The sequence below is a fragment of the Tepidiforma sp. genome, assembly GCF_034432735.1.
Lineage (GTDB): Bacteria > Chloroflexota > Dehalococcoidia > Tepidiformales > Tepidiformaceae > Tepidiforma.
Map to the genome: position 1 here is coordinate 1 of NZ_DAOUBJ010000044.1, position 26,045 is coordinate 26,045.

The 26,045-nt window shown below is 67.2% G+C and carries 27 protein-coding genes, 1 other RNA gene and 1 riboswitch; of the genes, 15 read left to right on the plus strand and 13 right to left on the minus strand.

Annotated features, from left to right (window positions below; translation table 11 throughout):
* From VAE53_RS13170 to VAE53_RS04525, 5 genes are all read right to left on the minus strand, one after another.
* Nucleotides 1-167 (minus strand): nicotinate-nucleotide--dimethylbenzimidazole phosphoribosyltransferase (locus tag VAE53_RS13170; protein WP_369294025.1); only part of this gene is annotated, 167 nt, incomplete at its 3' end.
* Complete coding sequence (cobO, locus tag VAE53_RS04510) at nt 167-727, minus strand: cob(I)yrinic acid a,c-diamide adenosyltransferase (RefSeq protein ID WP_322818175.1); 561 nt, start codon at nt 725-727, stop codon at nt 167-169. The genes cobO and VAE53_RS13170, both read right to left, overlap by 1 nt.
* Complete coding sequence (locus VAE53_RS04515) at nt 714-1,538, minus strand: ABC transporter ATP-binding protein (RefSeq protein WP_322818176.1); 825 nt, start codon at nt 1,536-1,538, stop codon at nt 714-716. Before VAE53_RS04515 ends, cobO begins: the two co-directional genes overlap by 14 nt.
* 10 nt (nt 1,539-1,548) lie before the next feature.
* Entirely contained in the window at nt 1,549-2,658 is a 1,110-nt protein-coding gene (locus VAE53_RS04520; protein WP_322818177.1) for an ABC transporter substrate-binding protein, read from the minus strand.
* A gap of 22 nt (nt 2,659-2,680) precedes the next feature.
* Complete coding sequence (locus VAE53_RS04525; protein WP_322818178.1) at nt 2,681-3,784, minus strand: iron ABC transporter permease; 1,104 nt, start codon at nt 3,782-3,784, stop codon at nt 2,681-2,683.
* 214 nt (nt 3,785-3,998) lie between these two features.
* Nucleotides 3,999-4,132, minus strand: a riboswitch (cobalamin riboswitch).
* Nucleotides 4,133-4,186: 54 nt separating this feature from the next.
* On the opposite strand from VAE53_RS04525, the gene VAE53_RS04530 reads away from it, so the two are divergent.
* The gene (locus VAE53_RS04530) at nt 4,187-4,981 is read left to right on the plus strand and encodes an MBL fold metallo-hydrolase (protein WP_322818179.1); all 795 of its coding nucleotides are present in this window, start codon (nt 4,187-4,189) and stop codon (nt 4,979-4,981) included.
* Between the two features lie 58 nt (nt 4,982-5,039).
* Complete coding sequence (locus tag VAE53_RS04535; RefSeq protein ID WP_322818180.1) at nt 5,040-5,774, plus strand: glycerophosphodiester phosphodiesterase; 735 nt, start codon at nt 5,040-5,042, stop codon at nt 5,772-5,774.
* Here VAE53_RS04535 and VAE53_RS04540 read toward each other — a convergent pair.
* Nucleotides 5,771-6,181, minus strand: coding sequence for a hypothetical protein (locus tag VAE53_RS04540; RefSeq protein WP_322818181.1), 411 nt, complete (start codon nt 6,179-6,181; stop codon nt 5,771-5,773). The genes VAE53_RS04535 and VAE53_RS04540 overlap by 4 nt on opposite strands.
* A gap of 72 nt (nt 6,182-6,253) precedes the next feature.
* On the minus strand, nt 6,254-8,095 hold the full coding sequence (locus tag VAE53_RS04545) for a DUF2207 domain-containing protein (protein ID WP_322818182.1): 1,842 nt from the start codon (nt 8,093-8,095) through the stop codon (nt 6,254-6,256).
* 121 nt (nt 8,096-8,216) lie between these two features.
* Here VAE53_RS04545 and VAE53_RS04550 point away from each other — a divergent pair, with 121 nt between their 5' ends.
* From VAE53_RS04550 to VAE53_RS04565, 4 genes are read left to right on the plus strand one after another with little or no spacing between them, the layout of a single operon-like run.
* Entirely contained in the window at nt 8,217-9,110 is an 894-nt protein-coding gene (locus VAE53_RS04550) for a xanthine dehydrogenase family protein subunit M (protein WP_322818183.1), read from the plus strand.
* A complete protein-coding gene (locus tag VAE53_RS04555; RefSeq protein WP_322818184.1) occupies nt 9,107-9,589 on the plus strand; it encodes a (2Fe-2S)-binding protein in 483 nt (160 codons plus the stop codon). The genes VAE53_RS04550 and VAE53_RS04555 overlap by 4 nt, the downstream gene beginning before the upstream one ends.
* Entirely contained in the window at nt 9,586-11,850 is a 2,265-nt protein-coding gene (locus tag VAE53_RS04560) for a xanthine dehydrogenase family protein molybdopterin-binding subunit (RefSeq protein WP_322818185.1), read from the plus strand. Before VAE53_RS04555 ends, VAE53_RS04560 begins: the two co-directional genes overlap by 4 nt.
* Nucleotides 11,850-12,113 (plus strand): MoaD/ThiS family protein, encoded by a 264-nt coding sequence (locus VAE53_RS04565; RefSeq protein ID WP_322818186.1) that lies wholly within the window; start codon nt 11,850-11,852, stop codon nt 12,111-12,113. Before VAE53_RS04560 ends, VAE53_RS04565 begins: the two co-directional genes overlap by 1 nt.
* A gap of 18 nt (nt 12,114-12,131) precedes the next feature.
* On the opposite strand, the gene VAE53_RS04570 is transcribed toward VAE53_RS04565, so the two are convergent.
* From VAE53_RS04570 to polA, 3 genes are all read right to left on the minus strand, one after another.
* Nucleotides 12,132-12,428, minus strand: a complete 297-nt coding sequence (locus tag VAE53_RS04570) for a DUF6295 family protein (RefSeq protein WP_322818187.1) — start codon at nt 12,426-12,428, stop codon at nt 12,132-12,134.
* 15 nt (nt 12,429-12,443) lie between these two features.
* Entirely contained in the window at nt 12,444-13,160 is a 717-nt protein-coding gene (locus VAE53_RS04575; protein WP_322818188.1) for a dienelactone hydrolase family protein, read from the minus strand.
* Between the two features lie 89 nt (nt 13,161-13,249).
* Entirely contained in the window at nt 13,250-15,985 is a 2,736-nt protein-coding gene (gene polA / locus VAE53_RS04580; protein WP_322818189.1) for a DNA polymerase I, read from the minus strand.
* 100 nt (nt 15,986-16,085) lie between these two features.
* Between polA and VAE53_RS04585 the strand changes: the two genes are divergently transcribed.
* The 4 genes from VAE53_RS04585 to VAE53_RS04600 all read left to right on the plus strand — a co-directional run bounded on the left by VAE53_RS04585 (nt 16,086) and on the right by VAE53_RS04600 (nt 19,340).
* Nucleotides 16,086-17,237: an acyl-CoA dehydrogenase family protein gene (locus VAE53_RS04585; RefSeq protein WP_322818190.1), complete on the plus strand. Its 1,152-nt coding sequence runs from the start codon at nt 16,086-16,088 to the stop codon at nt 17,235-17,237.
* Nucleotides 17,234-18,148, plus strand: coding sequence for an ABC transporter ATP-binding protein (locus tag VAE53_RS04590; RefSeq protein WP_322818191.1), 915 nt, complete (start codon nt 17,234-17,236; stop codon nt 18,146-18,148). Before VAE53_RS04585 ends, VAE53_RS04590 begins: the two co-directional genes overlap by 4 nt.
* Nucleotides 18,145-18,945 (plus strand): ABC transporter permease subunit, encoded by an 801-nt coding sequence (locus VAE53_RS04595; protein WP_322818192.1) that lies wholly within the window; start codon nt 18,145-18,147, stop codon nt 18,943-18,945. The genes VAE53_RS04590 and VAE53_RS04595 overlap by 4 nt, the downstream gene beginning before the upstream one ends.
* A gap of 137 nt (nt 18,946-19,082) precedes the next feature.
* Nucleotides 19,083-19,340, plus strand: coding sequence for a flagellar biosynthesis anti-sigma factor FlgM (locus tag VAE53_RS04600; protein ID WP_322818193.1), 258 nt, complete (start codon nt 19,083-19,085; stop codon nt 19,338-19,340).
* Here the strand turns inward: VAE53_RS04600 and VAE53_RS04605 are convergent.
* Both VAE53_RS04605 and VAE53_RS04610 read right to left on the minus strand, forming a co-directional pair.
* A complete protein-coding gene (locus VAE53_RS04605) occupies nt 19,337-20,719 on the minus strand; it encodes a CoA transferase (protein ID WP_322818194.1) in 1,383 nt (460 codons plus the stop codon). The genes VAE53_RS04600 and VAE53_RS04605 overlap by 4 nt on opposite strands.
* The gene (locus VAE53_RS04610; RefSeq protein WP_322818195.1) at nt 20,719-21,126 is read right to left on the minus strand and encodes a thioesterase family protein; all 408 of its coding nucleotides are present in this window, start codon (nt 21,124-21,126) and stop codon (nt 20,719-20,721) included. Before VAE53_RS04610 ends, VAE53_RS04605 begins: the two co-directional genes overlap by 1 nt.
* 87 nt (nt 21,127-21,213) lie before the next feature.
* Between VAE53_RS04610 and rnpB the strand changes: the two genes are divergently transcribed.
* The 5 genes from rnpB (at nt 21,214) to VAE53_RS04635 (ending at nt 25,288) form a co-directional block, all read left to right on the plus strand.
* An RNA gene (rnpB, locus tag VAE53_RS04615) (RNase P RNA component class A) lies at nt 21,214-21,583 on the plus strand.
* Between the two features lie 97 nt (nt 21,584-21,680).
* Entirely contained in the window at nt 21,681-22,523 is an 843-nt protein-coding gene (gene trxA, locus VAE53_RS04620; protein ID WP_322818196.1) for a thioredoxin, read from the plus strand.
* 82 nt (nt 22,524-22,605) lie between these two features.
* Nucleotides 22,606-23,679, plus strand: a complete 1,074-nt coding sequence (locus VAE53_RS04625) for a hypothetical protein (RefSeq protein ID WP_322818197.1) — start codon at nt 22,606-22,608, stop codon at nt 23,677-23,679.
* A 79-nt stretch (nt 23,680-23,758) separates the two neighbouring features.
* On the plus strand, nt 23,759-24,691 hold the full coding sequence (locus tag VAE53_RS04630) for an SDR family NAD(P)-dependent oxidoreductase (RefSeq protein ID WP_322818198.1): 933 nt from the start codon (nt 23,759-23,761) through the stop codon (nt 24,689-24,691).
* Between the two features lie 144 nt (nt 24,692-24,835).
* Nucleotides 24,836-25,288 carry a PAS domain S-box protein gene (locus VAE53_RS04635; RefSeq protein WP_322818199.1) on the plus strand — a complete coding sequence of 151 codons (453 nt, stop codon included), beginning with the start codon at nt 24,836-24,838 and terminating at the stop codon, nt 25,286-25,288.
* Here VAE53_RS04635 and VAE53_RS04640 read toward each other — a convergent pair.
* Nucleotides 25,275-26,015: a tyrosine-protein phosphatase gene (locus VAE53_RS04640; protein ID WP_322818200.1), complete on the minus strand. Its 741-nt coding sequence runs from the start codon at nt 26,013-26,015 to the stop codon at nt 25,275-25,277. The two genes, VAE53_RS04635 and VAE53_RS04640, sit on opposite strands and share 14 nt — an antisense overlap.
* Nucleotides 26,016-26,045 lie beyond the last annotated feature (30 nt).

The following is a 26,045-nucleotide window of genomic DNA, read 5'->3' on the forward strand; positions in this document are numbered from 1 at the left end:
CCGATCTGATGCTCGAAACGGCACCTCGCATCCCCGGTCATCCCCGCCAAACGAACCGCTAGCTCCTCCAAACGCCCGAGGCTCCCGAGCGGCTTCGTCAGCCGGTCCAGCCGCGAAGCCGTCGCCTGCGCCGCAACTTCGTCGATCGCCGGAATGTCGTACACCATCAAAATTCCACCCCAGGTTGTGCTTTGATTCCCTGCTCGCGATACGGATGCTTCACGAGCGTCATTTCCGTCACCAGATCGGCCGCCTCGACGAGCGCAGCCGGCGCATACCTCCCCGTCACCACCACGTGCAGCATCGGCCGCCGCTCGACCAGCGCCTCCACGGCGTCAGCCGTCGCCAGCCAGCCGTAGTGCAGCAGGTAGGTAAATTCGTCCAGCACCAGCAGCGAAAGCTCCGGGTCCATGAGCCGGGCCCGGGCACGCTCCCACTGCTCCAGCGCCAATGCCCGCGTCCGCTCCAAATCCTTCGACTTCCACGTGAACCCGTCGCCCAGCGGATAGACCGGAATCCCGAGCCGCTTCGCCGCTCGGTGCTCACCGAAATTCGCCGTCGGCGGCTTGATGAATTGGTAAACCTCCACCGCCATCCCCCGACCCCACGCGCGCAACACCATCCCCAGCGCTGCCGTCGTCTTCCCCTTCCCATTGCCCGTATTCACGATGAGCAACCCCTTCTTCTTCCGCGGGCCCTTCACCGGCTGGTGCTCAATCCCGTCCATGGACTACCTCCAACGCCTCGGCCTGCCGGTCGCCCGGCAGCTCGAAATCCACCCGACAGCCATCCGCACCATCCCACCGCACCCTTGCCTCCAGCCCGTAAACTGCTCCCAAGCGCGCCGGCACGAACACATCTCGGGGCCGGCCCACCGCGACAACCCGCCCCCCATGCAACAGCATCGAACGGTCGCACCAACGTGCCGCCGCCTCGAGGTCGTGCAAAACGACCACGAAACCCATCCCCCTACCGGCCAGCCGCCGCAGCAGCATGAACAGCTCCAGCTGATGACGAACATCCAGCGACGCCGTCGGCTCGTCCAGAATCACCACTGAATCCGCCTGCGCCAGCGCGCGTGCAACCATCACTCGTTGCCGCTCGCCGCCGGAGAGCGTGTCGAATCGCCGCCCCGCCAACTCCAATACCCCCACCGCCGCCATCGCCCGTGCGGCGAACTCCCGGTCCGCCTCGCTCTCCCGGGCAAGCGCTCCGCGGTGCGGGTAGCGTCCCATCGCCACCAGCTCCCCGGCGGTGAATCCCGGCGCCTGCGGGATCGATTGCTGCACGAAGGCGAGGTGGCGAGCGGCCGCTCTTCCCGTCACCGCTCGCCCCTCGACTTCGAATCGAACCGAGCCAACTGCCGGCCGGAGCAGGCCAGCCAGCAGCTTCGCAACGGTCGATTTCCCGGCGCCGTTCGGCCCGATGAGCCCCAACACCTCGCCCGGCCCGACGCAAAGCGAAACGTCCCGCACGAGCCACCGCGACCCCGCACGATACCCCATCCCCGAAGCCTCCAGCACGAACGACGCCGCCATCCCGGCCTCCCTAGCGACCTTGACCAGCCAGGCTGAATTGCGGCGGGTCCGCCACCGGAAACTCGTTCGGCCACAGGATGTGCGCGAGGTGTTCCACCGCCCGCACGTTCGCGAACGAGTTCGTCGTGTACAGCGAGGGCGGCACGACGTACACCTTGCCGTTCCGCACCGCCGGTACGCCCGCGAGGGTCGGCTCTGCCAACAACTCCGCCTTGAACTTCTCGCCCGCCTCATTCGGCATCGGAATGATGATGATGTCCGGATTCGCCGCGACGACCGCCTCCAGCCCAATCTGCTGGTTCCCCTTCACCCCGCTTACCGTGCCAGCGTTCTTCGCCCCAGCCGCCGTCACGATGCCCTCACCCGTCGTCCCCGAACCAGCCATATAGAGCGACGTGTACTTCGTCAGATGGGCGACGACCGGCTTTTCCGCGTCCGCCTTCTTCCCCGTCACCGCGACCACCTTCTCGTACCGCGCCGAAACCTCGTCCGCCAGCGCGATCGCGCGCTCCTCCTCACCGTAGATGTAGCCCAGCAGCAGAATCGCGTTCAGCCGGCCCGCAGGCGTCGGGTCCAAGTTCAACTGGATTACCGGAATACCCGCTCCCTCGATCGCCGCCACCACATCCGCCTTCTGCGTTGGCGTCGCAATCACCAACTCCGCCCCGCTCGCGACCACCGCTTCGGGTTCGCGCGCTACCGTCGGCAGCGATTTCACCAGCGGTGCGAAACTCGACGTGTCCGGATTCTTCGTCGCCGAACCCACACCCACGATGCGGTCCAGCGGAACCAGCGACAGCGTGATCTCGTCGATGCCCGCCGACATCGTGTGAATCTTCATCGGCTTCGCCTTGATGGCGCGCCGGCCGTTCAGCCCCTCCACCTCGCGTGGCCACGAGAGATTCGTAGCGTCGACGATCCCCGGCACTCCCCTCAGCCGCTCCTCGATCCGCTTCGCCGGCGATGCCGTCGGCGTCGCCATAGCAGTGGCGGTCGCAGCGTTCGATGGCGTGGGCGAAGGCGACCCGTCGTCATCGTCGCCCCCGCACGCCGAGGCAAAGGCGCCCACCGCGAGTGCGGCCAGGGCCAGAGGCAAAAGCCGTTGCAAAAGTCGTCTCATCGTCGAAATAACCCTCCTCGGATCAAACCTGGATCGTCAGCCGCGAGCGCTGTCGCAGCAGGATCGCCGCAAAAACCGGTGCCCCGACGAGCGCCGTCACCATCCCCACCTGCAGCTCTGCCGGCCGCACCACCGTCCGGGCCACCGTGTCCGCCCCCACCAACACAGCCGCCCCAGCCAACATCGATGCGGGCAGCAGATAGCGGTAATCCGGCCCCATCACCAGCCGCAGCAAATGAGGGACGACGAGCCCAACGAAGCCGATTGTCCCGCTCACGCTCACCGACGCAGCCGTCGCCAGCGTCGCGCTCCCCAGCAGGAGCGCACGCGTGCGGCCCACCCGCACCCCACTGGTCGCTGCAACCTCTTCCGAAACCGCCAGCAGATTCAGTTCGCGCCCGGCGAGCCCCATCACCACCAGGCCAGCGCCAATCGGCACCACGACCACGCGGGCGTACTCCCACGATGCCCCACTGAAGCCGCCCGCCAGCCAGAACAGAATCCCCCGCAGCGCCTCGTCGGGTGGAACCAGCGCGATGACGACCGCCGTCGCAGAGCCAAGGAACGCGCTCACCGCCACCCCCGCCAGCAGCAGACTCGACGGTACCGGCACGCCTCCGGGCGACCCCAACAGGTACACGAGCCCGGCCGCACCGAGCGCCCCGCCAAAGGCCGACCCACACACCCACCAGAGCGACGCCGCCCCGAGCCCCGAAGCGATCGCCACCACCGCACCCGTCGCCGCCCCCGACGAGACGCCCAGAAGGCCCGGATCCGCCAATGGGTTGCGAAAGAGCGCCTGCATCGTCGCGCCCGCCGCCGCCAGCCCCGCACCGACCAGCGTCGCCAGCACCACACGCGGCAGCCGAAGCCGTTCCACCACCAGCCGCTCGCGCTCCTCGTGAACCCCGAGGTCGATGCCAGCCCGAGCCGCCAGCACCGAAACCACGTGCGCCGGCGGAATGCGGAACGGCCCGTTCGCCACGGCCATCACGGCCGCCGCCCACCACAACACGACCAACACCGCACACACCAGCGCGAAGCGCCGAAGTCCAGCCGAACCATCGGCCGGACACACGCTCGCCGCGCCGCTCCCCAGCCCCGAACCTCTCGCCGTCACATCCATCGTTCGACCCCCGCCGCGGGGGCAGGGCGCCGAACCACGCTGCCGGCTACCTTCCCTCCCATAAGGCGCGGGCGCCGTCGCACCGGACAGCGCCCGCGGGACTCGCTGCCCCATTCGCCAGGCAGCAAAATGCCCCTCACGCAGGAGGGGCAGTGGTCTCGTCACATGGAAGGCAACAGCCGAACCACGTGTCCACTACCCGTTTCCCCGCGGGCTAGACACCGACGCCGCTGGCGACCTGGCTTACCGCCCAAAGGCGGATCACAGTTGCGGGACAGCCCCGGATTCGCACCGGGTTCGCAGCTGAGCGTCGCGGCGCATCCTAACACCGGCCTTCGTGCGCTGGCAATCCCCGCCTCGCTCGCCATGCGCGCCAGCGCTCCACCCCGCTACCATCACTTCGTGCCCGCCACGCTCGCCGACGACGTCATCCCAGGGGTCCGTTGGATCCGCGGCACCCGCGGATCCAACGTCTACCTCGTCGACCTCCCATCCGGCGGCCTCGCCCTCGTCGATACCGGGTTCGCCGATAGCGCCGCTCCCATCCTCACCGCCCTCGCCAGCCTCGACCGCCCACTCGAAGGCATCCTCCTCACCCACCGGCACCGCGACCACACCGGCGCGGCTGCCGCCCTCGCCGCGGCCACCCGAGCGCCCGTCGTCGCCGGTGCGAGCGATTGCTGGCTGGTCGAAGGCCACCACTACCTTCGGCCTGGAATCGGCCGCACCCACCCCTTGCGCCTCATCGGTGCGCGCTTCCTTCCTCGCCCCCAGCCGGTGCCGGTCGCGATCCCAGTCGACCGCGAGACCATCGTCCTCCCCGGAATCCGCGCCATCCCCACGCCGGGCCACACGCCGGGTTCCCTCTGCTTCATCGCCGAGCACCTCGGCGCCTGTTTCGTCGGCGACCTCGTCATCAGCCACGACGGCGAACTCACCCGCTCCCTCGCCTGGGCGAACCACGACGACGCCCGCTACCTTCGGTCCCTCGCCGAATTCTCCGCCGTCGCGCCGCCCGCTGGATTCCCCGGCCACGGCACGCCCCTCACCACCGGCTTCGATACCGCTTTGCGCACGCTCGCAGCCCTCCCTCGCCGCCCCCTCACCCCGCGCACCGCCATCGAGCGCGCCCGGCGCCTTGCCCGATTCAGCCACCAGTTCGTCAATCGACGAGAGCCAAATGTCAAGAAAAGGTAAAGGCGAGCCCGCTTCCGCCCGATTGCCGGTAGCGATCCCCGAAGTAAAGATAGGCGCCGTGAAAAAACCCTTCGTCCTCGTCATCGGCCACGCCGGGGCAGCCGGCGAGGCACCGGCCAATACGCTCGCCGGAGTCCGCGCCTGCCTCGATGCAGGTGCAGAGGCCATGGAGATCGACGTACAACTCTGCGCCGACGGCATCCCCGTCCTCATGCACGACGAAACCGTCGACCGCACCACCAACCTCACCGGGCGCGTACGCGACCTCCCCCTCGCCGCCCTCCAGACCGCCGACGCTGGAGACGGCGAACCCGTCCCCACCCTCGAGCAAGTGCTCGACCTTGTCGATGGCCGCCTCACCGTCATGTGCGAACTCAAAGCCACCCCCGGCGACCCCGAACACGATGCCCGCGCCGTCGAAGCCGTCGTCGGCGTCATCCGCCGTCGGGGCGCCGAATCCTGGACGGCCATCCACTCCTTCTCCGCCGACATCGTTGCCCACGCCCGCGAGGCCGAGCCGCGCATCTCGGCCGCCATCATCTCGCCGCCTGTCGCCGGCGACGGAATCGAGCGGCTGCTCGGCGGCCTGCTCAAGCGGAACGCCCAGGCCATCTCCGTCGAGCATCGCGCCATCACACGCGACCTCGTCGCCCGCGCCCGCCGCCGCCAGGTCACCGTCTGGTGCTGGACGGCCGACAGCCCAGCCGATTGGGAACGCGTCGTCGATGCCGGCGTCGCCGGCATCATCACCAACGTCCCCCACCATCTGCGGGCCTGGCTCTCGGAGTCCTAGCCCCCCTTCGGGCCCGTGTACACCACTTCGAACAGCACACCGTCCGGCGAAGTGAACATCACCTGGTAATACGTCTCCTCCGGACCCATCGCGAACTCGGGCCGGTGCCGTGGCGTCTCGAACAGGCACTCCACACCCCGCCCGCGAAGCCACGCCACCGCGTCATCCACACCCAGCTCCGATTCAGCGCCCACGGCGAGGTGGTTCACTCCCGCCGCGTCACGGTCGTTGGCTCCCGTTCGCGCCTGAGGCACGAACCACAAACTCGTATCGTTCGTCGCCCCAACGCCCAGCACACCGTCCGCATCGTGCAGCGTCTGCCAACCGCAGTGGGCAAAAAATTCTCGGTAGAAGCCGAGATGCGCGGGATCGACATTGATCTGGATGTGAGAAAGAGTCACGGGCATGGCAGTCCTCCTTCGCGCTGGTCTCCAGCGGCCCGTGCACTGTAGAACACATGTACGAACACCACAACCCGCTCACCAGGATCCGCCGCCGCCGCCGCCGCCCCCGCCCCCAGAGCCCCCGCTGAAACCCGACCCGCCGCTCGAACGCGTCGCCCCGAGCGTCGCCCCGACCGAGCGATCGAACGTCCGCAACCCCTCCGAAAACGCCATCACCTGGAACGGGCCCACCCCCGTGTACCACGCCGTGGTCGCCTCGCGCGCGGCAGCGTCGAGCCCTGAAAACGCCTTGGCCCACTTCTCGACGCACCCGAACACGATCGCGAACGGCAAGTACCGCGCAAAAATGTTCCGCTGCTCGTTGAACTCCTGCCGGTGCGTTTCCGCCGTCTCGATGTAGAGCCGGAAGCCAAGCACCCGCCGCAGCATCTCGCTCCCCATCGCCGTCCGCCGAGCCATCGCTGGCGCCAACCCGAACAGCGCGAACCCACCCGCCGCCAGACCCGCCGGAAGGAGCGCCCTGCCCAAGAGCGTCGCACTCGCGAGGCTCAACCCGACCGCCCCGGCCAGCACGCCCAGCGCCGCAACCACCCCACTGCTCTTCGCGGAGCCCGGCCGCACCGCGAACCAGCCCCGCGCCATCGCATCGTCGTAGAGCAGCCCTTGGACGCGCCGCAAATCGTCCGCGAACTTGTACTTCAGCTCCGAGACCTTCACCCGCTCGCCACCCTCGAAAAGCGCATCGAGCAGCGCCGCCTCGTACGGAAGCAGGTCGTCGCCCGGCTTCAGCTTCGTCAGCTCCCAATCCACCCTACCGAGCAGCCCTTTCTTCGGGATCTCCGTAATGTGCAGGTAGCCCCGCACCGCCAGATCGACGATGGTCGCCGTCACGTCCCGCTCGTCCGCGCGTTCATCCAAAAGCACGCCCATCTGCGCCGGCCGCAAATCCTCCGGCGGCAGGTATTCCACCACCAGCGGCGGCCCCCCGAAGAGCGGCCGCGTCTCCTCCTCGACATCTTGCGTCAGGTAGTAGATGCTCCGGTACCGCCGGTCTCGCCCGTGCCGCCACCAAAGCGCCAGCGCCCCCGCCACGCCAATCACGGCAGAAAGCACCAATCCCGCCACCTCGACCGCGTCCAACTTCACATAGTCGTCTATCCCGGCCGGCTCGATAACCTTCGGCGGGATCACGCTCACCAGCCCCGCTTCCCATCCCACCGCCACCGTCACCTGCTCCCCCCAAGCGAGCGGCCGCGAACGAAAGGTCGCCACCCCGTCCCGCGCCTCACCCGTGCATGGCTCCGTCGATCCCGGTTCTCCAACGAAGCAAGCGACGCCCCCAACGTCACCCCGCGGCAGCTCGACCCGCAGTTCGAACCGCTCGATCGGGACTTGCCACCGGCCCGTCACGTTCCAGTACAGCTCGTCGTGGTCCGAATAACTGTCCAGCGCCCGCTCGACTGCATAACGGATCACGTACGTCTGCACGCCGCTCACCCACTCGTCCGGATCCCCGATGCGCAGGCGAACCGTCCCGGGCAACGATTCCCGTTCGAACTTCCACGCCGCACCGCGCTCGTCCACCACCGAGAAATCCCGGTACGACCACTTCCGAACCCACCCCCCCGGGCAAACGAAGCGCGGCGTCTCGCCGCCACTCGGCGGAGGCCCACACTTCGCTGTCTCGAACAGGTCACGGTAGATGCCGTGCCGCAGCAGCTTGCCGAAGTCGACCGTCACCCGCTCCTCCACATCCACCACCCCGTCCTCGCGGATGCGATACGTCGCAGCGAATTCCGTCACGCTCCAGCCCGACTCCTGCGCCTCGGCCGGCTGGCTCCCAGCGTCGGCAAGCGTCCCAAGGAGCGCTGCCCCGAGAACCGTAGCCACGGCCAACGCGCCGATCCGTCGTCGCATGGCGGCATTCTACGTCCCGCAAAGCCTGGCTTCGCCTGTTGCCTCACATCCGACAGCGAAGGGGCGTATGATCCAGCCTTACCACGCGGTCGCGCGCCGCCACCCCCACCCGGGAAGGTCTATGCAAGCATTCGAATACGCCCGCCCCGGCTCCCTCGCCGAGGCCCTCTCCCTCGCCAGCAATGGTCGCCGCGTCCTCTTCCTCGCCGGCGGAACCGACGTCATCGTCCAGCTCCGCGAAGGACGGCGCACCTGCGACCTCCTCATCGACCTGAAGCGCGTACCAGAGCTCACCACGATCACCGAGCACCCCAGCGGCGCGCTCGAGATCGGTGCCGCCGTCCCCCTCGCCGAAATCTACGAACACCCCGCCGTGCGCAGCCGATTCCCAGCCCTCGTCGACGCCGCCACCATCATTGGCGGCATCGCCATCCAGTCCCGAGCAACCCTCGGCGGCAACCTCTGCAACGCGAGCCCCGCCGCCGACTCCTCGCCCGCACTCATGGTCCTCGGAGCCCTCGCGCGCACCGCTGGACCATCCGGCGAGCGCACCCTCCCCGTCGCCGACTTCTTCCTCGGGCCGGGGCGCAACGCCCTCCAACCCGGCGAAATCCTCGTCTCCGTCCGCATCCCGCCCCTTCCCACCAACGCCGCCGCCTTCTACCACCGCTTCATCCCGCGCAACGAAATGGACATCGCGGTCGCATCCGCGGGGGCCTTCCTCGCCCTCGACCCCCAGGGGCGCATCGCCGATGCGAAGGTCGCCCTCGGCGCCGTCGCCCCCACCCCCATCCTCGTCCCCGCTGCCCGCGAAGCCCTCGTTGGCCGCACACCCGACACCGAGGCCTTCGCCGACGCCGGCCAAGCCGCCCACGACGCCGCCAACCCGATCGACGACATGCGAGGCAGCGCCGCCCAGCGCCGCCACCTCGCTCGAGTCCTCACCGTCCGCGCACTCGAACACGCCCTCCGCCGCATCCGCGCCCACCAGAAGGAGCACCCCAACCAGCAATGAAACGCACCCACGTCCAAGCACGCATCAACGGCGAAGAACGCGACTTCCTTTGTGAACCTCGCCAAAGCCTCCTCGAAGTCCTCCGCGAAGAACTCGGCCTCACCGGAAGCAAAGAAGGCTGCAACAACGGCAACTGCGGCGCATGCTCCGTCATCATGAACGGCCGCGTCGTCAACGCCTGCTGCGTCCTCGGCGTTGAAGCCGAAGGCGCCGATATCACCACCATCGAAGGCATCGCCCACGGCGACAACCTCCACCCCCTCCAGCAAGCCTTTCTCGAAGAAGCCGCGCTCCAATGCGGCATCTGCACCCCGGGGTTCATCGTCTCCGCAAAAGCCTTGCTCGACAGGGAGCCCAACGCCGACGAGCACCGCATCCGCTTCTGGCTCTCCGGCAACCTTTGCCGCTGCACCGGCTACGACAAAATCATCCGCGCCGTCCAGCGCGCCGCCAGCCAACTCCAGGAGGCCACCTCATGACCACCGTCGAACGCCCGCAGTACCGCGTCATCGGTACCCGCCCCATCCGCCCGGACGGCGTCGAAAAAGTCACCGGCAAAGCCCTCTACGGCGCCGATATCCGCCTCCCCGGGATGATCTACGGCAAGATCCTGCGCAGCCCACACGCCCACGCCCGAATCCGCTCCATCGACACCTCCGCCGCGGAAAAGGCCCCCGGCGTCCTCGCCGTCGTCACCCACGCCGACCTCCCCGCGGCCGCCGACCGTGTCGAAGAGCTGGGCGAAAGTGCCGTCAACGTCAAAGAGGTCAGCGAAAACATCCTCGCCTCCCAAAAAGTCCTCTACCGGGGCCACGCCGTCGCGGCCGTCGCGGCCACCAGCCCCCACCTCGCCGAAGAGGCCCTCGGCCTCATTCGCGTCGACTACGAAGTACTACCCCCTGTCCTCGACGTCTTGGATGCTATGCGCGACGACGCCCCCCTCCTCGACGAAACTCGTCGCACCAAGACCCTCATGACCGGCGAGCTCAGCGACCGGCCCTCCAACGTCGCCAGCTACAACCGCTTCCAAGGCGGCGACATCGACGCAGCCTTCGCTGAAGCCGATATCGTCATCGAACGCGAATTCCGCACCAAAATGGTCCACCAGGGCTACATCGAGCCCCAAAATTCCACCGCCAACTGGAACCCCGACGGCACCCTCACCATCTGGACCAGTACTCAGGGTGCCTTCGCCGTCCGAAACCTCGTCGCCGAAGTCCTCCGCAAGCCAATCGCCCAAGTCAAGGTCGTCCCCATGGAAATCGGCGGCGGTTTCGGCGGCAAGCTTCCCATCTACCTCGACCCCGTCGCTGCTCTGCTTTCCAAAAAAAGCGGCCGCCCTGTCAAAATCGTCATGTCCCGAACCGAGGTCTTCGAAGCCACCGGCCCCACATCCGGTACCGTCATCCGCGTCAAGGCCGCAGCCAAGGGCGACCGCCTCACCGCCGTCCAAGCCAGCCTCTACTACGAAGCCGGCGCATTCCCCGGGTCGTCCGTCGGTGCCGGCTCCATGACCATGCTCGCCCCCTACAACATCGAGAACTTCCTCATCGACGCCTACGACGTCGTCGTCAACAAACCCAAGACCGCCGCCTACCGCGCCCCAGGCGCCCCCGCCGCCGCCTTCGCCATCGAAAGCGTCATCGACGAACTCGCCCGCCACCAAAACGTCGATCCGCTCCTCTTCCGAAAAGTCAACTCCGCCCGCAAAGGCACCAAAATGGTCAATGGCATCGCCTTCCCCCGCATCGGGCACGAAGAGTGCGTCGAGGCCGCCCTCGCATCCGACCACTACCGCTCGCCCATCGAAGGCCCCTACCGCGGCCGCGGCGTCGCCTCCGGCTACTGGTTCAATGGCGGCATGCAGTCCAGCGTCGTCGTCGCAGTCAACACCGACGGTACCGTCAACCTCGTCGAAGGCTCCACCGACATCGGCGGCACCCGCGCCTCGCTCGCCATGCAGCTCGCCGAGACGCTCGGGATCCCCTACGAAACCATCCGCCCCTCCGTCGTCGATACCGACTCCATCGGTCACAACGACGTCACCGGCGGCAGCCGCACCACCTTCGCCACCGGGCTCGCCGTCTACGAAGCCGGCATGGCCGTCCGACGCGAGATGATCGCCCGCGCCGCTAAGCTCTGGGGTCTCCCCGAAGACGACATCGAATACACCGACGGCGTCGTCCGCAGCAAAAAAGACGGCCGCCAATTCACCTTCAAAGAGATCGCCGCCCAATCCGCCCGCACCGGCGGCCCCATCACCGGCAAAGCCTCCCTCGTCGCACGCGGCGTCGGCGGCGCATATGGCACCCACATCGTCGACGTCGAAGTCGACCCCGATACGGGCAAAGTCACCATCCTCCGCTACACCGCCGTCCAGGACGTCGGCACCGCCATCCACCCCTCCTACGTCGAAGGGCAGATCCAAGGCGGTGTCGTCCAAGGCATCGGCTGGGCCCTCAACGAAGAATACGTCTTCGACGAAGAAGGACGCATGGTCAACTCCAGCTTCCTCGATTACCGCATGCCAACCGCGCTCGACGTCCCCATGATCGACACCATCCTCGTCGAAGTGCCCAACCCCAGCCACCCATACGGAGTCCGAGGCGTCGGCGAAGTACCCATCGTCCCGCCCCTCGCAGCCATCGCCAACGCCATCTACGACGCCACTGGCTACCGCTTCACCGAGCTCCCCATCTCGCCCCGGCGCATCGTCGAAGCCCTCCACGGCCTCGCCTGATGGTTCGCGTCATCGTCCCGGCGAGCCTCCGCAGCCTCTGCGGAGGCTCGCCAGAGCTCGACCTTCCCGCAACCACCGTCGACGAGCTGCTCCGGGCGGTCGATGCCCGCTGCCCCGGTTTCTACCGACGCGTCGTCCAAGACGGCCGGCTCCGACCCGAGCTCGCCTTCGCCCTCGACGGCGAAATCGTCCCGCTCGCCCTCCACGACACCATCGTTGCCGCCGCCGAGATCACCATCGTGCCCGCCCTCGGGGGCGGCTAGCACCTCGCCGCGAGCCCCTCAGCCCCCACCTCCCGAAGCCGTCGGGCTCGTTCGCCCGGCCTCGTACGCCTCCGCCTCCGCACAGGCCGCCAGGAGCGCCTCCGCCAGCGCCCGCGCCGACTCCACCGTCAGCTCCACACCGACCCGCGCATCCAGCGGCCCCGAAGCATCCACAAAGTCCACCGTCACGGCGTGTTCCATATCCACGTACAACGGATGGTCGTACGTCACGCTCACCCGCGTCACCGGAAACCAGCCATTCCGCCCGAACCCCGCACCCTCGACGTCCCTGCCGACCAAAATGTTCGTGCACACCCCAGACCCTCCCGTTCATCCCAAATGGCGGTGGAAGAAATCGAGCACCTTCCTCCACCCATCCACCGCCGCCTCCGCCCGGTAAGCCGCCGGCCGGTTGTGGTAGAAGAACCCGTGCCCCGCACCTGGATACAGGTGGAACTCGTACACCTTGCCATGCTTCCTCAATTCCTCCTCGTGCAGCCGAACCTGCTCCGGCGAAGGTGCCCGATCCTCCTCACCGAACAGACCCAACAACGGACACGAGAGGTCCTTTGTGTAGTCGATCGGCGCCACGGGCCGCTTCTCCGTCAGCTCCTCAGGCCGCATCACCACACCGCCGCCCCACAGATCCACGCACGCATCGAACCGCTCCAGACAGGCAGCCAGGTAAGCATGGCGCCCGCCCGAACACGTGCCCGTCACCCCCACCTTACCGTTCGATTGCGGCAGCGCTCGGAGAAAATCGCGACAGGCCGCAGCGTCTCCCACCACCTGCGCATCCGGCACCCCACCCTCCGACCGCACCTTCGCCGCCACGTCCTCCGGCGCGCCCGTCCCCGCCCGACAATAGAGGTCCGGAACCGCCACCATGAACCCGTGGTACGCCAGCTTTCGTGCTGCCTCCTTCGTCCATTCGTCCCAGCCGGGCATGTGATGCAGCCAAACAACCGCTGGGAATGGCCCCGGCCCGAGTGGCCGCGCAACGTAGACCGATATCCAGTCGCCACCGTGCCCGTGGACCTTCGTCACCTCCGCGAGCATACCCTCGTAACTGCCCGTATCCGCCATCGACAATCCCCCGAGCCTATCGTCCAGTTTCGGCCAGAGTATACGCAGGGCTACTCCATCTCGCCCCAGTTCCGGCCCTGCTTCAAGTCCACCTTCAGCGGAACCTTCAGCTCGATGCTCCCCGACATCACCCGCGGCGCCAGCTCCCGGACTGCTTCCACCTCCTCTGCCGGGCACTCGAAAATCAGCTCATCGTGCACCTGCAGAATCATCCGGCTCCGCAGCCCCCGCTCGCGTAGCTCCTCGTCCACGCGAATCATCGCCACCTTGATGATGTCGGCCGCTGTGCCCTGAATCGGCATATTGATCGCCTCTCGTTCCGCCGCCGAGCGCACCTGAAAATTCGAACTACGAATTGCCGGAAGGTATCGGCGCCGACCGAAAAGCGTCTCCGCGTAGCCCCGCTCCCGCGTGAAGGCCAGCGTCTCCTCCTGCCACCGCGCTATCCCCGGGTACTTCTCGTAATACGTCCGAATGAACGCCTCCGCCTCCTCCCGCGTCATCCCCGTACGGCTCGCCAGCCCAAACTCGCCCATCCCGTACGCGATCCCGAAGTTCACCATCTTCGCCGTGTCCCGCATCTGGCGCGTCACTTCCGAAGGGTCCACCCCGTAAACCGTCGCTGCCGTCGCCCGATGGATGTCCTGATCCGCCAGAAACGCCGCGATCAGCCCCTCGTCCCCAGTGACATGCGCAAGAATGCGCAACTCGATCTGCGAATAGTCCGCACCCACAAGCCACGGATCGTCGAAAAACGCCGCAACGAACGCGCGCCGGATCGCCCGCCCAGTCTCCGTTCGCACCGGGATGTTCTGCAGATTCGGGTTCGTCGAACTCAAACGGCCCGTCGCTGCCACCGTCTGTTGGAAATCCGTATGAATGCGTCCGTCATCCGCTACCGCCCCCGGGAGCGCATCCGCATAGGTCGACTTCAGCTTCGTCAGCTCACGATACTGAAAGATCAAATCGATGATCGGCGTCAGTGGCCTGAGTGCCTCCAGCGACCGCTGGTCCGTGCTGTAGCCCTGCGTCGTCTTGCGCGTCTTCGGCAGCCCGAGCTCCCCAAAAAGCACATCGCTCAGCTGCTTCGGGCTCCCGATATTGAACTCGTGCCCGACGATCGCGTAAATCTCCCGCTCCACCCGGGCCGCCTCCTCGCCGAGCTCCCGCGACGCCTCGCGAAGCACCGCCAGATCCACCGCCACCCCCACCTTCTCCATCCGGTAGAGCACCCCGATGAGCGGCATCTCCATCTCCGCGAACAGCGACCACTGGCCACGCGCCCGCAGCTCCGCCGCCAGCGGCTCCCTCATCCGCAGCGCGTAATCCGCCTGCTGGCAGGCATACGGCGTCACCGCTTCCACCGCCGCCTGGCCCAGCACCGTCGCATTCCGCCCACTCCCCGTCAGCGACTGAAGCGAAATCAACTCCACCCCCATCCGCTCGTTCACCAACGAATTCAAGGCCGACGACGTCTCGCCCAGCAGGAAGGCCGCGACGGCCACGTCGAAGCCAAAGCCCGCCAGCGTCATCCCGTGCCGGTCCAGGAGATGGAGGATCGATTTCGTCCCGTAGGCCGTCTTCTCCAATCGCTCGTCCGCCAACAGCGGGCCAAGCACCTCCCGGACCTCCGCCAGCGACACCTGCTCCCCCTCGCCGCCCATCCGTGGCGCGTGCCCCACCGGCACATACCATGCCCTTCCGGGTTCCGTCGCGAACGCCAACCCCAGCAGCATCGGATGGCTCGAATCTCCCGTCGTCGTCACCCCCGCGATCGCGAACCCGCCGGCCGCTCGCAGCGCCGCCGCCAGCTCCTCCAACCCCGCACGGTCGCCCACCGCCCGATACGCAGTGTCGACCGACGCCGAAGCCGCCACCGCCTTCCGCGCGCCCAACACCTCCTCCAGCCGCTGCGCCAACACGCGAAACTCCAGCTCCCGAAAAAGCGCCGCGATCCGCTCCCGGTCGAAATCCCGCACCCGACACGCATCCAGATCGAACGCGATCGGCAGGTCGGTCCGAATCCTCACCAGCTCCTTGTTTCGCAGCGCCACCTCGCGCCCATCCAAAAGCCGCTGCTTCACCGCCCCCTTCAAGAGCTCGATGTTCTCGTAAATCGCCTCGACCGGCCCGAAACGCCGAATCAGTTCCGCTGCCGTCTTCTCACCGATGCCACGGATCCCTTCGATGTTGTCGCTCGTGTCCCCCTTCAGCGCCTTGAAATCCACCATGAACTTCGGACTGAATCCCCAGCGCTCAGCTACCTTCGCTTCGTCGTACTCCACCGTGTCCCGTTGAAACGGCCGGAACATGAACAGCTTGATGTTCGGCCCCACCAGCTGAACGAGATCCGTATCCAGCGTCGCGATATACGTCTCGATACCCTGTGCCGCTGCCCTCGTCGCGATCGTCCCCGCCACATCGTCCGCCTCGTAGCCCGGAACCTCGAAGACCGGAATGCCGAACGCATCCAGCATCTCCCGTACCCGCCCCATCTGGCGCACCAGCTCCTCCGGCGTCTCCCGGCGTGTCGCCTTGTACGCCTCGCTCGCCTCGTGGCGAAACGTCTTCCCGCCAGCATCCCAGGCGGCGCAAATATGCGTCGGCCGGAGCACATCCAGCACCCGGATCAACGTCTCCGCATAGCCATGAACTGCGAACGTCAGCTCGCCCTTCGACGTCATCAGCGGGCTGTCCGAATTCGCGAACGCGAAGAACGCCCGGTAGAGAATGCCATGCGAGTCGAGCACCACCAGGCGCGGCCGAGCATCCGTATCAGCGGGCACCCCCGCAGTATAGGTCACCGCCCCCACCACACGCCGCGCATTGCCCCTTCCCCCCGCTACACTATCCCCGGCCGCCACTGCGGCTGGGAGCCCCTCACCCATGGACTTTCGTCTCACCCCCGAACAGGAAGCCTTTCAGCGCGAAGTCACCGACTTCATCGAACACGGCCTCCCCGCCGGTTGGGACCAGGAGTTCGACAGCCTCCAAGACCGCCTCGCCATCGAACGCGACATCATGAAGCGCCTCGCCGCCAAACGCTGGCTCGCCGCACCGTGGCCCAAAGAATACGGCGGCCTCGGCGCCTCACCCATGCAACAAATGCTCTTCAACGAACAGATGGCCTATCACGGCGTCCCCGGCACCGTGAACATGGGCGTCGCCTGGGTCGGCCCGGTCGTCATGCTCTACGGCACCGACGAACAAAAAGCCCGCTTCCTCCCCCGCATCGCCGATGGCACCGACCTCTGGTGCACCCTCTACTCCGAACCCGGCGCCGGCTCCGACCTCGCCGCCATGCAGACCCGCGCCGTCCGCGACGGCGACGACTACATCATCAACGGACAGAAAATCTGGACCACCTTCGGCCACTACGCCGATTGGGGCTGGCTCGCCGCCCGCACCGACCCCAACGCGCCAAAACACAAAGGCATCTCCACCTTCGCCGTCAAAATGGATAGCCCCGGCATCACCGTCCGGCCACTGGTCAACATGGCCGGCACCCACGAGTTCAACGAAGTCTACTTCGAAGACGTCCGTGTCCCGGCCGCCAACCTCGTTGGCGAAGAAAATCGCGGCTGGTACAACGTCGCCGTCGGACTCGACTTCGAACGCTCCTCCATCGGCGCCACCTCCAACGCCCGCCGTACCGTCGACGACCTCGTCGCCTACCTCAAGACCCGCCGCGGCCGCACCCCCGATGTCATCCGCCACCGCATCGCCGAGCACGCCATCGGCGTCCAACTCCTCCGCAACATCGCCTACTATATCGCCTCCCAGCAGGAAAAAACCGGCATCGCCCCCAACCGCGAAGCGCAGATGGCCAAACTCTTCGGCGCCGAACTCCAACAGCGCATCGCCGGCACGGCAGCCCAAGTGTTCGGTATGGAAGGCCAAGCCGCCCGCCCCGCCTCGCCAGCCCTCCGCTACCACTACCTCCTCCTTCGCAGCGTCGCCAATACCATCGAAGGCGGCACATCCGAAATCCAGCGCACCGTGATCGCCACCCGCGGTCTCGGCCTCCCCCGCGAATGACCCTCCCCCCGAGCGCCCCCGCCGCCGGCCCCGCCATCCAAACGCACAGGCTCGTCAAGCGCTTCGGGTCCCTCACCGCCGTCGATAACCTCGACCTCGCCGTCCAACGCGGCGAGGTCTTTGGCTTCCTCGGGCCCAACGGCGCCGGCAAAACCACGACCATCCGCCTCCTCCTCGGCTTCCTCAATCCCAGCTCTGGCGTCAGCACCATCCTCGGTCGCCCGGGCCGCGACCCCGAAGCCAGGCGGCGCGTCGGCTACCTCCCCGCCGACCTCGCCATCGACCCACACTACACCGGCCACGACGTCATCCAATTCTTCGGCGCCCTCCGCGGCGGCTACGACGTCCCCTTCACCCAAACCCTCCTCCAACGCTTCGACCTCGACCCATCCCGCCCCATCGGCGAGCTCAGCACCGGCAATCGCCGAAAAATCGGCATCCTCCAGGCCTTCATGCACCGCCCCGAGCTCCTCATCCTCGACGAACCAACCTCCGGCCTCGATCCCCTCCTCCAGCAAGAATTTCACCTCCTGCTCCGCGAAGAAGTCGCGCGCGGAGCCACCGTCTTCCTTTCTTCGCACGTCCTCCCCGAAGTCGAAGCCCTCGCCGGACGTGTCGGCATCCTCCGAAAGGGACGGCTCGTCACCGTCGCCACCCTCGCCGAGCTCCGCACCAAAGCACGCCAGCGGATCGATATCTTCACAGCTGGCCCGCCCCCCCGCGGCCTCTTCGAACCACTCCCCGGCGTCCGCTCGGTCGCCTACCACGATGGTGGCGTCCAGCTCGTCGTCGAAGGGCCCGTCGACCCCGTCATCAAAGCAGCCGCCGGGCTCACCATCGAGCGGATCCATACCCCGGGGCAGGACCTCGAAGAGCTCTTCCTCGAGTACTACCAAGGATCCGACCCGTGACCATCTTCCTCCGGACCATGCGCGACCGTCGAAGGTCCCTCCTCTGGTGGACGATGGGTCTCTTCGCCCTCCACCTCGTCACCCTCGCCTTCTACCCCACCGTCCGCGACCAGCAAAGCTTCGACGAACTCGTCCAGCAGATGCCCGAAGCGCTGCGCGCTATGTTCGGCATGGAGCAGGGCATCTCCATCGGCTCCCCCGCCGGCTACCTCTGGGCACGCCTCTTCTCCTCCCTGCTCACCGTTCTCCTCGTCGTTTACGCCATCGTCGGTGGCGCGGGAGCCATCGGAGGCAGCGAAGAAGACGGCACCCTCGAGCTCATTCTCGCCTGCCCAGTGTCCCGAACCGCCCTCGCCCTGCAACGATTCCTCGCCATCGCCGTACACCTCGCCGCCCTCGTCGCCTTCTCCGCAGCCGCGCTCGCCCTCCTCGCCCTCCCCTTCTCCGCCCTCCAGGGCATCAGCCGCCCAGGATTCGCCGCCGCCAACGCCGGCCTCTTCTCCCTCGCACTCCTCCACGCCAGCGTCGCGTTCGCCGGCGGCGCCATCGCCGGCCGCCGCGCTCCAGGACTGGCCGCCGGCACCCTCCTCGCCGCCGGCGGCTTCCTCGCTCAAGGGCTTCTCACCGCCGCCGGTACCCCCGAATGGATCCGCAACCTCAACCCTTGGTACTGGTACCTCCAGACCAATCTCCTCGCCTTCGGCGCCCGCTGGGAAGCCTTCCTACCAGCGCTGGCCCTCGCCGCGCTCCCCGCCGCTGCCGGCATCGCCGTCTTCCTCCGCCGCGACCTGCGCTGACCACCCTCCAGCCCAGCCCTTCGGGACTTCCCTACCAGCGAAGTGTGAAAATTCCGAAAGAACCCCTCCCCAACCCCTACGCACCAACCCTCCACATGCCGTCAACCACGGTGTAACCCCAGCTCGCGAGGTGCACCGTGACCGAACCCCCCAAAACTGCCCCCACCGTCGTCCCCTTCGACGATCGCACCCGTCGCGTCCTCGAACTCCGCGAGCTGATTCGCCGTGGCGCCTACCAGCCCGATCCCCAAGCCGTCGCCCGCGCCCTCCTCGAGCACTGGCGCGATACCCGCGACATCGACTCCGCCACGCCAACCTCCCAGGAGTTCGAACCCTCCCGCTTCGTCGTCGCCACAGAGCCAGCGCCCACACCGCTCGCAAAATGCGCCAGCTAATCGAGCCAGCGTGGCTCGTCGCTTCCGAGCGGCGAAGACGGTAGCGACCAAAACGGATCGGTTTCCGACATCCGCAACGCCGGCCGAAGGTAACGCATCGATCCCCACCCCGTTTCCCGTTCGATCATCACTCCCGAAAGGTCTCCCGTCCCCGTGGCCGCCGCCGGGTCGAGCTCCTGGCCAAGGTCGTAGTACCACATACTCGTGCGAGCGAGCGATACACGGACGAGCCACGACCCGCCCTCGCGCGCTCTCCGCCGCAGCGCCATCATCGCCCCGAGCGCACCGAAGTAGCCGGTCGTGTAATCGTTCATCGCCGCCGGAGCGAGGACCGGTGGGCCATCCCCACCCTGCACCACACACACCCCGGTCGTCGCCTGCGCAAGCTGCTCCCAGCCTGGGCGTCGGTCCCACGGCCCACCGTAACCGAAGGCATTCTCCGTCACGTACACAATCCCGGGGCGCAGCTCCGCCACCTGCCGCGGCCCGAAACCGCGCCGCTCCAACGAACCCCACTGGAACCCCTGCGAAAAGACATCCGCCCCGCGGATCAGCTCCCGCAGCGTCTCCGCCTGGCCACCGTCGTTCAAGTCCAGGAACGCCTGGCGCTTGCCGTGGCCCGTATCCTGCTCGAATCGCTCGACCGTCGGCAGACCAGGGCTCGCGATATGAAGCACCTCCGCCCCATGCTCGGCTAGCGTCCGCGCCACCGTCGGCCCGGCGAGCACCCGCGTCAGGTCGAGCACCCGCACCCCGGAGAGCGGCCGCTCCCCCTCCCCCAACGGCTGCGGCGGCGCATCACCGATCCGCTCCAGCGTCACCACCGGCTGGCCCGCCAACGCCTGCCCCTGCCGGTGCGCCACCCACTCCTCGTGTCGCCGGCAAACCGCCGCGCACAGCCCCTTCGCCGCCAACGCATCCTCCAGCTCGAACGCCCCCCTCCGCCGCGTGGCCGCGGCAATCTCCTCCGCCGTGGCCGCATCGCCCAGTCCAAGCTCCGCCAGGATGCCGGGCCCGTCGTTGAAGCTCCCGTGGAGGTGGATATACCGGCCGTCTCCACACGGCCAGATACCCGTCACGAAATACCCCGCCCGAGGCGGAGGTGCCCCCGACTGCCCGTTCACCGCCAGCACCAGGTAGCTCCTCAGCGATGCCGCCGCATGGCGCACATCCACCGCCACCGCCTGGCGCCGCCCACCCCGCTCCTCCCACAACCGCGCTACCTCCTGCCCTACCAGCGCCAGCGCCACCGCCACACCCTCCCCCAGGTGAAACGGCGTCGGCAAGACCGGGTCGTCTCCTACGATCTCGTAATCGAACGCCGGGTCGAGCTCCAGCCCCGCGCGCGCCGCGAACCACGCCGCCCGGTCACGCTCCATCAACCGTTCCCCGCGCGCTTCGCCGCCAACCGCCCCTCGAATCGCCCCCGATCCACCACGTACCGCTGGTGCGTCCCGTGGCCCACCTGCTCCACCCCATCGTGCGCCGTCCATTCGAATTCGAACCGCCGGCCATCCACCGTCACCAGACGGACCTCCACCGCGACCTCCAGGCCCTCAGGTGTCGCCGCCGTATGGTTGATCACGATCTGCGTCCCCACCGTCATCTCCCCACTCCCCAGGTATTGTCCCATCCATTCCGCTGCCGTCTTCTCGACGAGCGCCCCCAGCGCCGGCGTCGAAAAGACATCCGGCGTCCCAGCAACGATGCGGCTCGCGAAATGCTCCGGCCCGCATCGCACCGAACCGCGCGCCACAGCCCCGACCTGCATCGCATCGATCCCCATCGGTGTGCCCCCTTCGCAATCTCGCCGCATCATACCCAATCTCCCCCGGTCGACAGGGCTGGGCGAAACGCGGGACAATGACAGTGTCCAGCAGGCCGGGCAGCCGCTTCTCGCCCCGAGCGAGGAGAGGAAAGTCCGGACTCCACCGGGCAGGGTGCCAGGTAACACCTGGGCGGCGCGAGCCGACGGAAAGTGCAACAGAAACATACCGCCGTCCTCCCATACCTGGGTGGGCGGTAAGGGTGAAATGGTGCGGTAAGAGCGCACCGGCGTCACGGCAACGTGGCGGCCGTGCAAACCCCACCCGGAGCAAGGCCAAATAGGGGAGGAAGGGTGCCCGGCCCGTCACTACTCCCGGGTTGGCCGCTAGAGCGCGTCAGCGATGCCGCGCCCAGAGAAATGGCTGCCGCCCCGCACCAGCGGGGTACAGAATCCGGCTTACAGGCCTGCTGGACGCCCACCCGGCCCGCTCATCCCGGCTCCCTCGGACGTTCCGAATCCCCTCCCCCATCCGCTACGATCGAATCGCAAAAATCCAACGGAGTCCTCTCCCCATGCCCTCCGCAACCGCCATCGACGTCACCGACGCGACCTTCGCATCCGAAGTCCTCGAGCGGTCCAAGACGATCCCCGTCGTCGTCGACTTCTGGGCACCCTGGTGCGGGCCCTGCCGGATGCTCGGCCCCATCATCGAAAAAGTCGCCGCCGAACACGACGGTCGCGTCATTCTGGCCAAGCTCAACACCGACCAAAATCCCCGCACCGCGATGCAATTCCGCATCCAAGGCATCCCCGCCGTCAAAGCCTTCAAAGATGGCAAGGTCATCGCCGAATTCACCGGCGCCTACCCCGAGCCCCAGGTGCGGGCCTTCTTCCAAAAAGTCATCGCCACCTCTGGCTCCTCCGGTCCCTCCCCCGATGACCTCCTCCGACAAGGCGACGTTGCCGGCGCCGAACGGGAGTACCGCACCATCCTCGAAAAATCCCCCAACGATGCCAGCGCCATCGTTGGCCTCGCCACCATCCTCCTCGGCCGCGGCGAAAAAGAGGAGGCCCAAAAGCTCCTCGATCGCGCCCCCGCCGACCGCCGCGCCAAGGCCCTCAAACACCGAATCTTCCTCGACGAATTTCGCCAAAAGCACGCCACCGAAGACCTCGTCGGCGAGGCCCGCCGCAACCCCGGCGACCCACGCGCCCGCTACCGTTGGGGAGTGATGCTCGCCGCCCACGAGCAGTACCAACAAGCCCTCGACGAACTCCTCGAATCCGTCCGCCTCGACCGGAACTTCGCCGATGGCGCCGCCCGCAAAGCCATGCTCGCCATCTTCGATATCCTCGGTCTCGATTCCCCCCTCACCCGCGAATACCAGCGCCGGCTCTCCCAAATACTGTTCTGAGCCCCACTATCGCCCGTACCCCCGTCCCGGGAGATAATCCCGCCAACATAACGTCTCCCGGGACCCCACCATGATCATCCACATGGCCGAAGGCGCCACCATCGAACAGGTCGAGCGCGTCATCAATCGCATCACCCAAGACTACGGACTCCGCTGCGAAACCATCGTCTCCAGCACCACCGTCATCGGCGTCAAGGGTGTCGCCTCCATCGTCGACGAAGGGCGCATCCTCGAGCTCCCAGGCGTCGACCGCGTCATCCGCATCACCGAAAAATACAAAGACGCCTCCCGCACCTTCCACCCCGAAGACACCATCGTCTGGATCGACGGCCGCGTCCCCGTCGGCGGCCGCCACCTCACCTTCTTCGGCGGCCCCTGTGCCATCGAATCCGAACAACAAGCGCTCGAATCCGCCCGCATCGCAAAAGCCGCCGGCGTCGACGTCCTCCGCGCCTTCGTCGACAAATCCCGCACCAGCCCCTACGACTACCGCGGCCTCGATATCAAAAAGGGCCTCGAAATCGCCGCCGCCATGAAGGCCGAAACCGGCCTCCCCACCGTCTCCGAACTCATCGACCTCCGCCACCTCGACCTCTTCCTCCAATACGGCATCGACGTCATCCAAATCGGCGCCCGCAGCGCCCAGTACTCCCCGCTCCTCGAAGAACTCTCCAGAATCGACCGGCCCGTCATTCTCAAACACGGATTCGGCAACGACATGAACGAATGGCTCTGCGCCGCCGCCTACATCATGTCCGGAATCGACCGCGAACGTCGGAGCGTCTCCGAAGGCAACCGCAACGTCATCCTCTGCTACCGCGGCATCAAAAGCTTCGAGACCGAAACCCGCTTCGCCGCCGACATCGGCATGATCCCCCTCGTCCGCATGAAGTCCCACCTGCCGCTCATCGCCGACCCCTCCCACAGCTCCGGCGACCGTCGCCTCGTCGAGCGCGTCACCTACGGCTTCGTCGCCGCCGGCGCCAACGGCATCGAATTCGACATCCACTCCAACCCCGCCGAGGCCCTCTGCGATGGCAAACAAGCCGTCAACCAGGAAGCCGCCCGCATCATCGCAAATGCCCGCCGCATCCACGCCCTCCTCGCCGATGTCGGCATCGAGTCAGGATCCACCGTCACCGTCGCCGCCAAGTAGCCACGCGAGCCCGCGAGCCTGCATGCCCACGATGGCGTAGCATTCCCTCGCACAACCGCTAGCTCGGAGGAACCATCCCATGGCAGTACGTCTTGATGGCCAGGTCGTCCTGGTCACCGGTGCAGGTCGGGGGCTCGGCCGCGCCTACGCCATCGACCTCGCCCGCCACGGCGCCAAAGTCGTCGTCAACGACTTCGGCGGCTCCGTCTCCGGCGAAGGCCACGACGACACCCCCGCCCAGCAAGTTGTCAACGAGATCAAAGCCCTCGGCGGCGAAGCCATCGCCGACGGCGGCGACGTCGGCAGCTACGAAGACTGCTACAAAATGATCAAGCTCGCCGTCGACACCTGGGGCCGCCTCGATGCCGTCGTCGCCAACGCCGGCATCCTCCGTGACGTCACCATCCACAACATGAGCGAACAAGACTGGGACAGCGTCATTCGCGTCCACCTCAAACAGTGCTACAACCTCGCGCACCACGCCTGGCCCATCTTCCGCCAGCAGGCCTACGGCCGCTTCGTCATGGCCACCAGCACCTCCGGCCTCATCGGCAACTTCGGCCAAGCCAACTACGGCGCCGCCAAAGCTGGCATGTACGGCCTCATGAACGTCCTCAAGCTCGAGGGCGAAAAGTACAACATCAACGTCAACCTCATCGCCCCCGCCGCCCAGACCCGCATGACCGCGAATCTCATGGGCCGCGACCCCAACGACCCCGAGCGCGCCGTCGTCATGGCCCCGGAGCACGTCGCACCCGCCGTCACCTACCTCTGCTCGCCCCAATGCGAAGAAAGCGGCGTCTGCATCGCCGCCTCCGGTGGCCGCTACAGCCGCATCGCCATCGTCGCCAACCGAGGCGTCACCTACGACCCACACGAATTCAAAGACGCCGATTGGTTCGCCCAAAACTGGAAGCAGATCACCGACCTCTCCGACGCCTACGTCCCCTGGTCCTTCCGCGAAACCCGCGAAGAGCACTACGCCGCCAAAAAAGCCGCCAGCCAAAGCTAGCGCGAACCGTTCGCCTCGTAGCCAAGCGCCGGCCTGATGTTTCCAGGCCGGCGTTTTGCTCGCAGAATATCGCGCCGATTCACCCTAGAAACCCGGCGCCGACTGGCGTAGCGTAGCGCCACATCGCCAACCCGGACGAACAGTATGGACGAGACGCTCGCCGCCCGCCTGCTGCAGCAGGCCCCCGACGCCATCATCTTCGCCGGCACCGACGGCATCGTTCAGGCTTGGAACGCCGCCGCCGAAACCATGTTCGGCCACCCCGCCGCAACTGCCCTCGGCCGCGACCTCGACCTCGTCATCCCCGACCAGTTCCGCGATGCTCACTGGAAAGGCTACGACCGGGCACTCGCCGCCGGCGAAACCAAATACCGCGGCCAAACCCTCCCCACCCGCGCCCGCCGCGCCGATGGCTCCGAATTCTACGTCGAAATGACCTTCGCCATCGTCAAAGACGACGCCGGCACCGTCATCGGCGCGCTCGCCCACTGCCGCGACATCACCGAGCGCTTCGAGCGCGACCGCCAACAACGACGTCGCCTGCGCGAACTCGAAGCCGAAATCGAACGCCTCCGCGGCCCCGCTACGACCCCCTGAGCCGCGCCCGCACCGCCGAAATCGCCTCGCCACTCACGCCGATCGCCCGCGCATACCCCTCCGCATCTCCGAACCGTTCTCGAAGGTGCCGCAGCGTCTCCTCCATATCCTCCCGCGGAGCGGCCAACAGCGCCGCCGCCTTCGCCTCGTCGAAGCCGCGCTCCCGCATCTGAGGAAGCCACTGCTCCTTCAGCGGCGCCAGCAGCCGCTCCGTCATCGCGTAGTCCTCGATGATCGCCTCGTCATCGACGCCCGCCAGCTCCAACAACAACGCTGCCGCTACCCCGGTCCGATCCTTCCCCGCCGCACAGTGGAAGAGCACCCGCCCCTCCGCCTCCGCCAACGTCTCGAAAAGCACCCGATACGCCGGCGCCCCCACATCCAGGAACATCGCGTACACCACAGCGAAGCCCGGAAACTCTCCTGCGAGCCCCGCAGGCGAAGCATCCTGCTGAAAAACCGGCGCGTGCACCACCCCGATCCCGAACCGCCGAGTGTCCGGCGTCACATCCCGTACGCGCTCCACATCCGAGCGCAGATCCACGATGGTCGAAACCCCCAGCTCCCGAAGCCGCTCCAGGCCCCGCGCCGTCAGCCGGTGAAGGCTCGCCGACCGAATCGCCACCTCCGTCGTCACCCGCCCATCTCGCGTCCCGTACCCGCCCAGGTGGCGCACATTGTGCGCAACTTCCAGCCGCAACTCCCGATCACCGGATGTCGTGTCCATACCTCCACCCTGCCAGCTCCAAGTGAAACG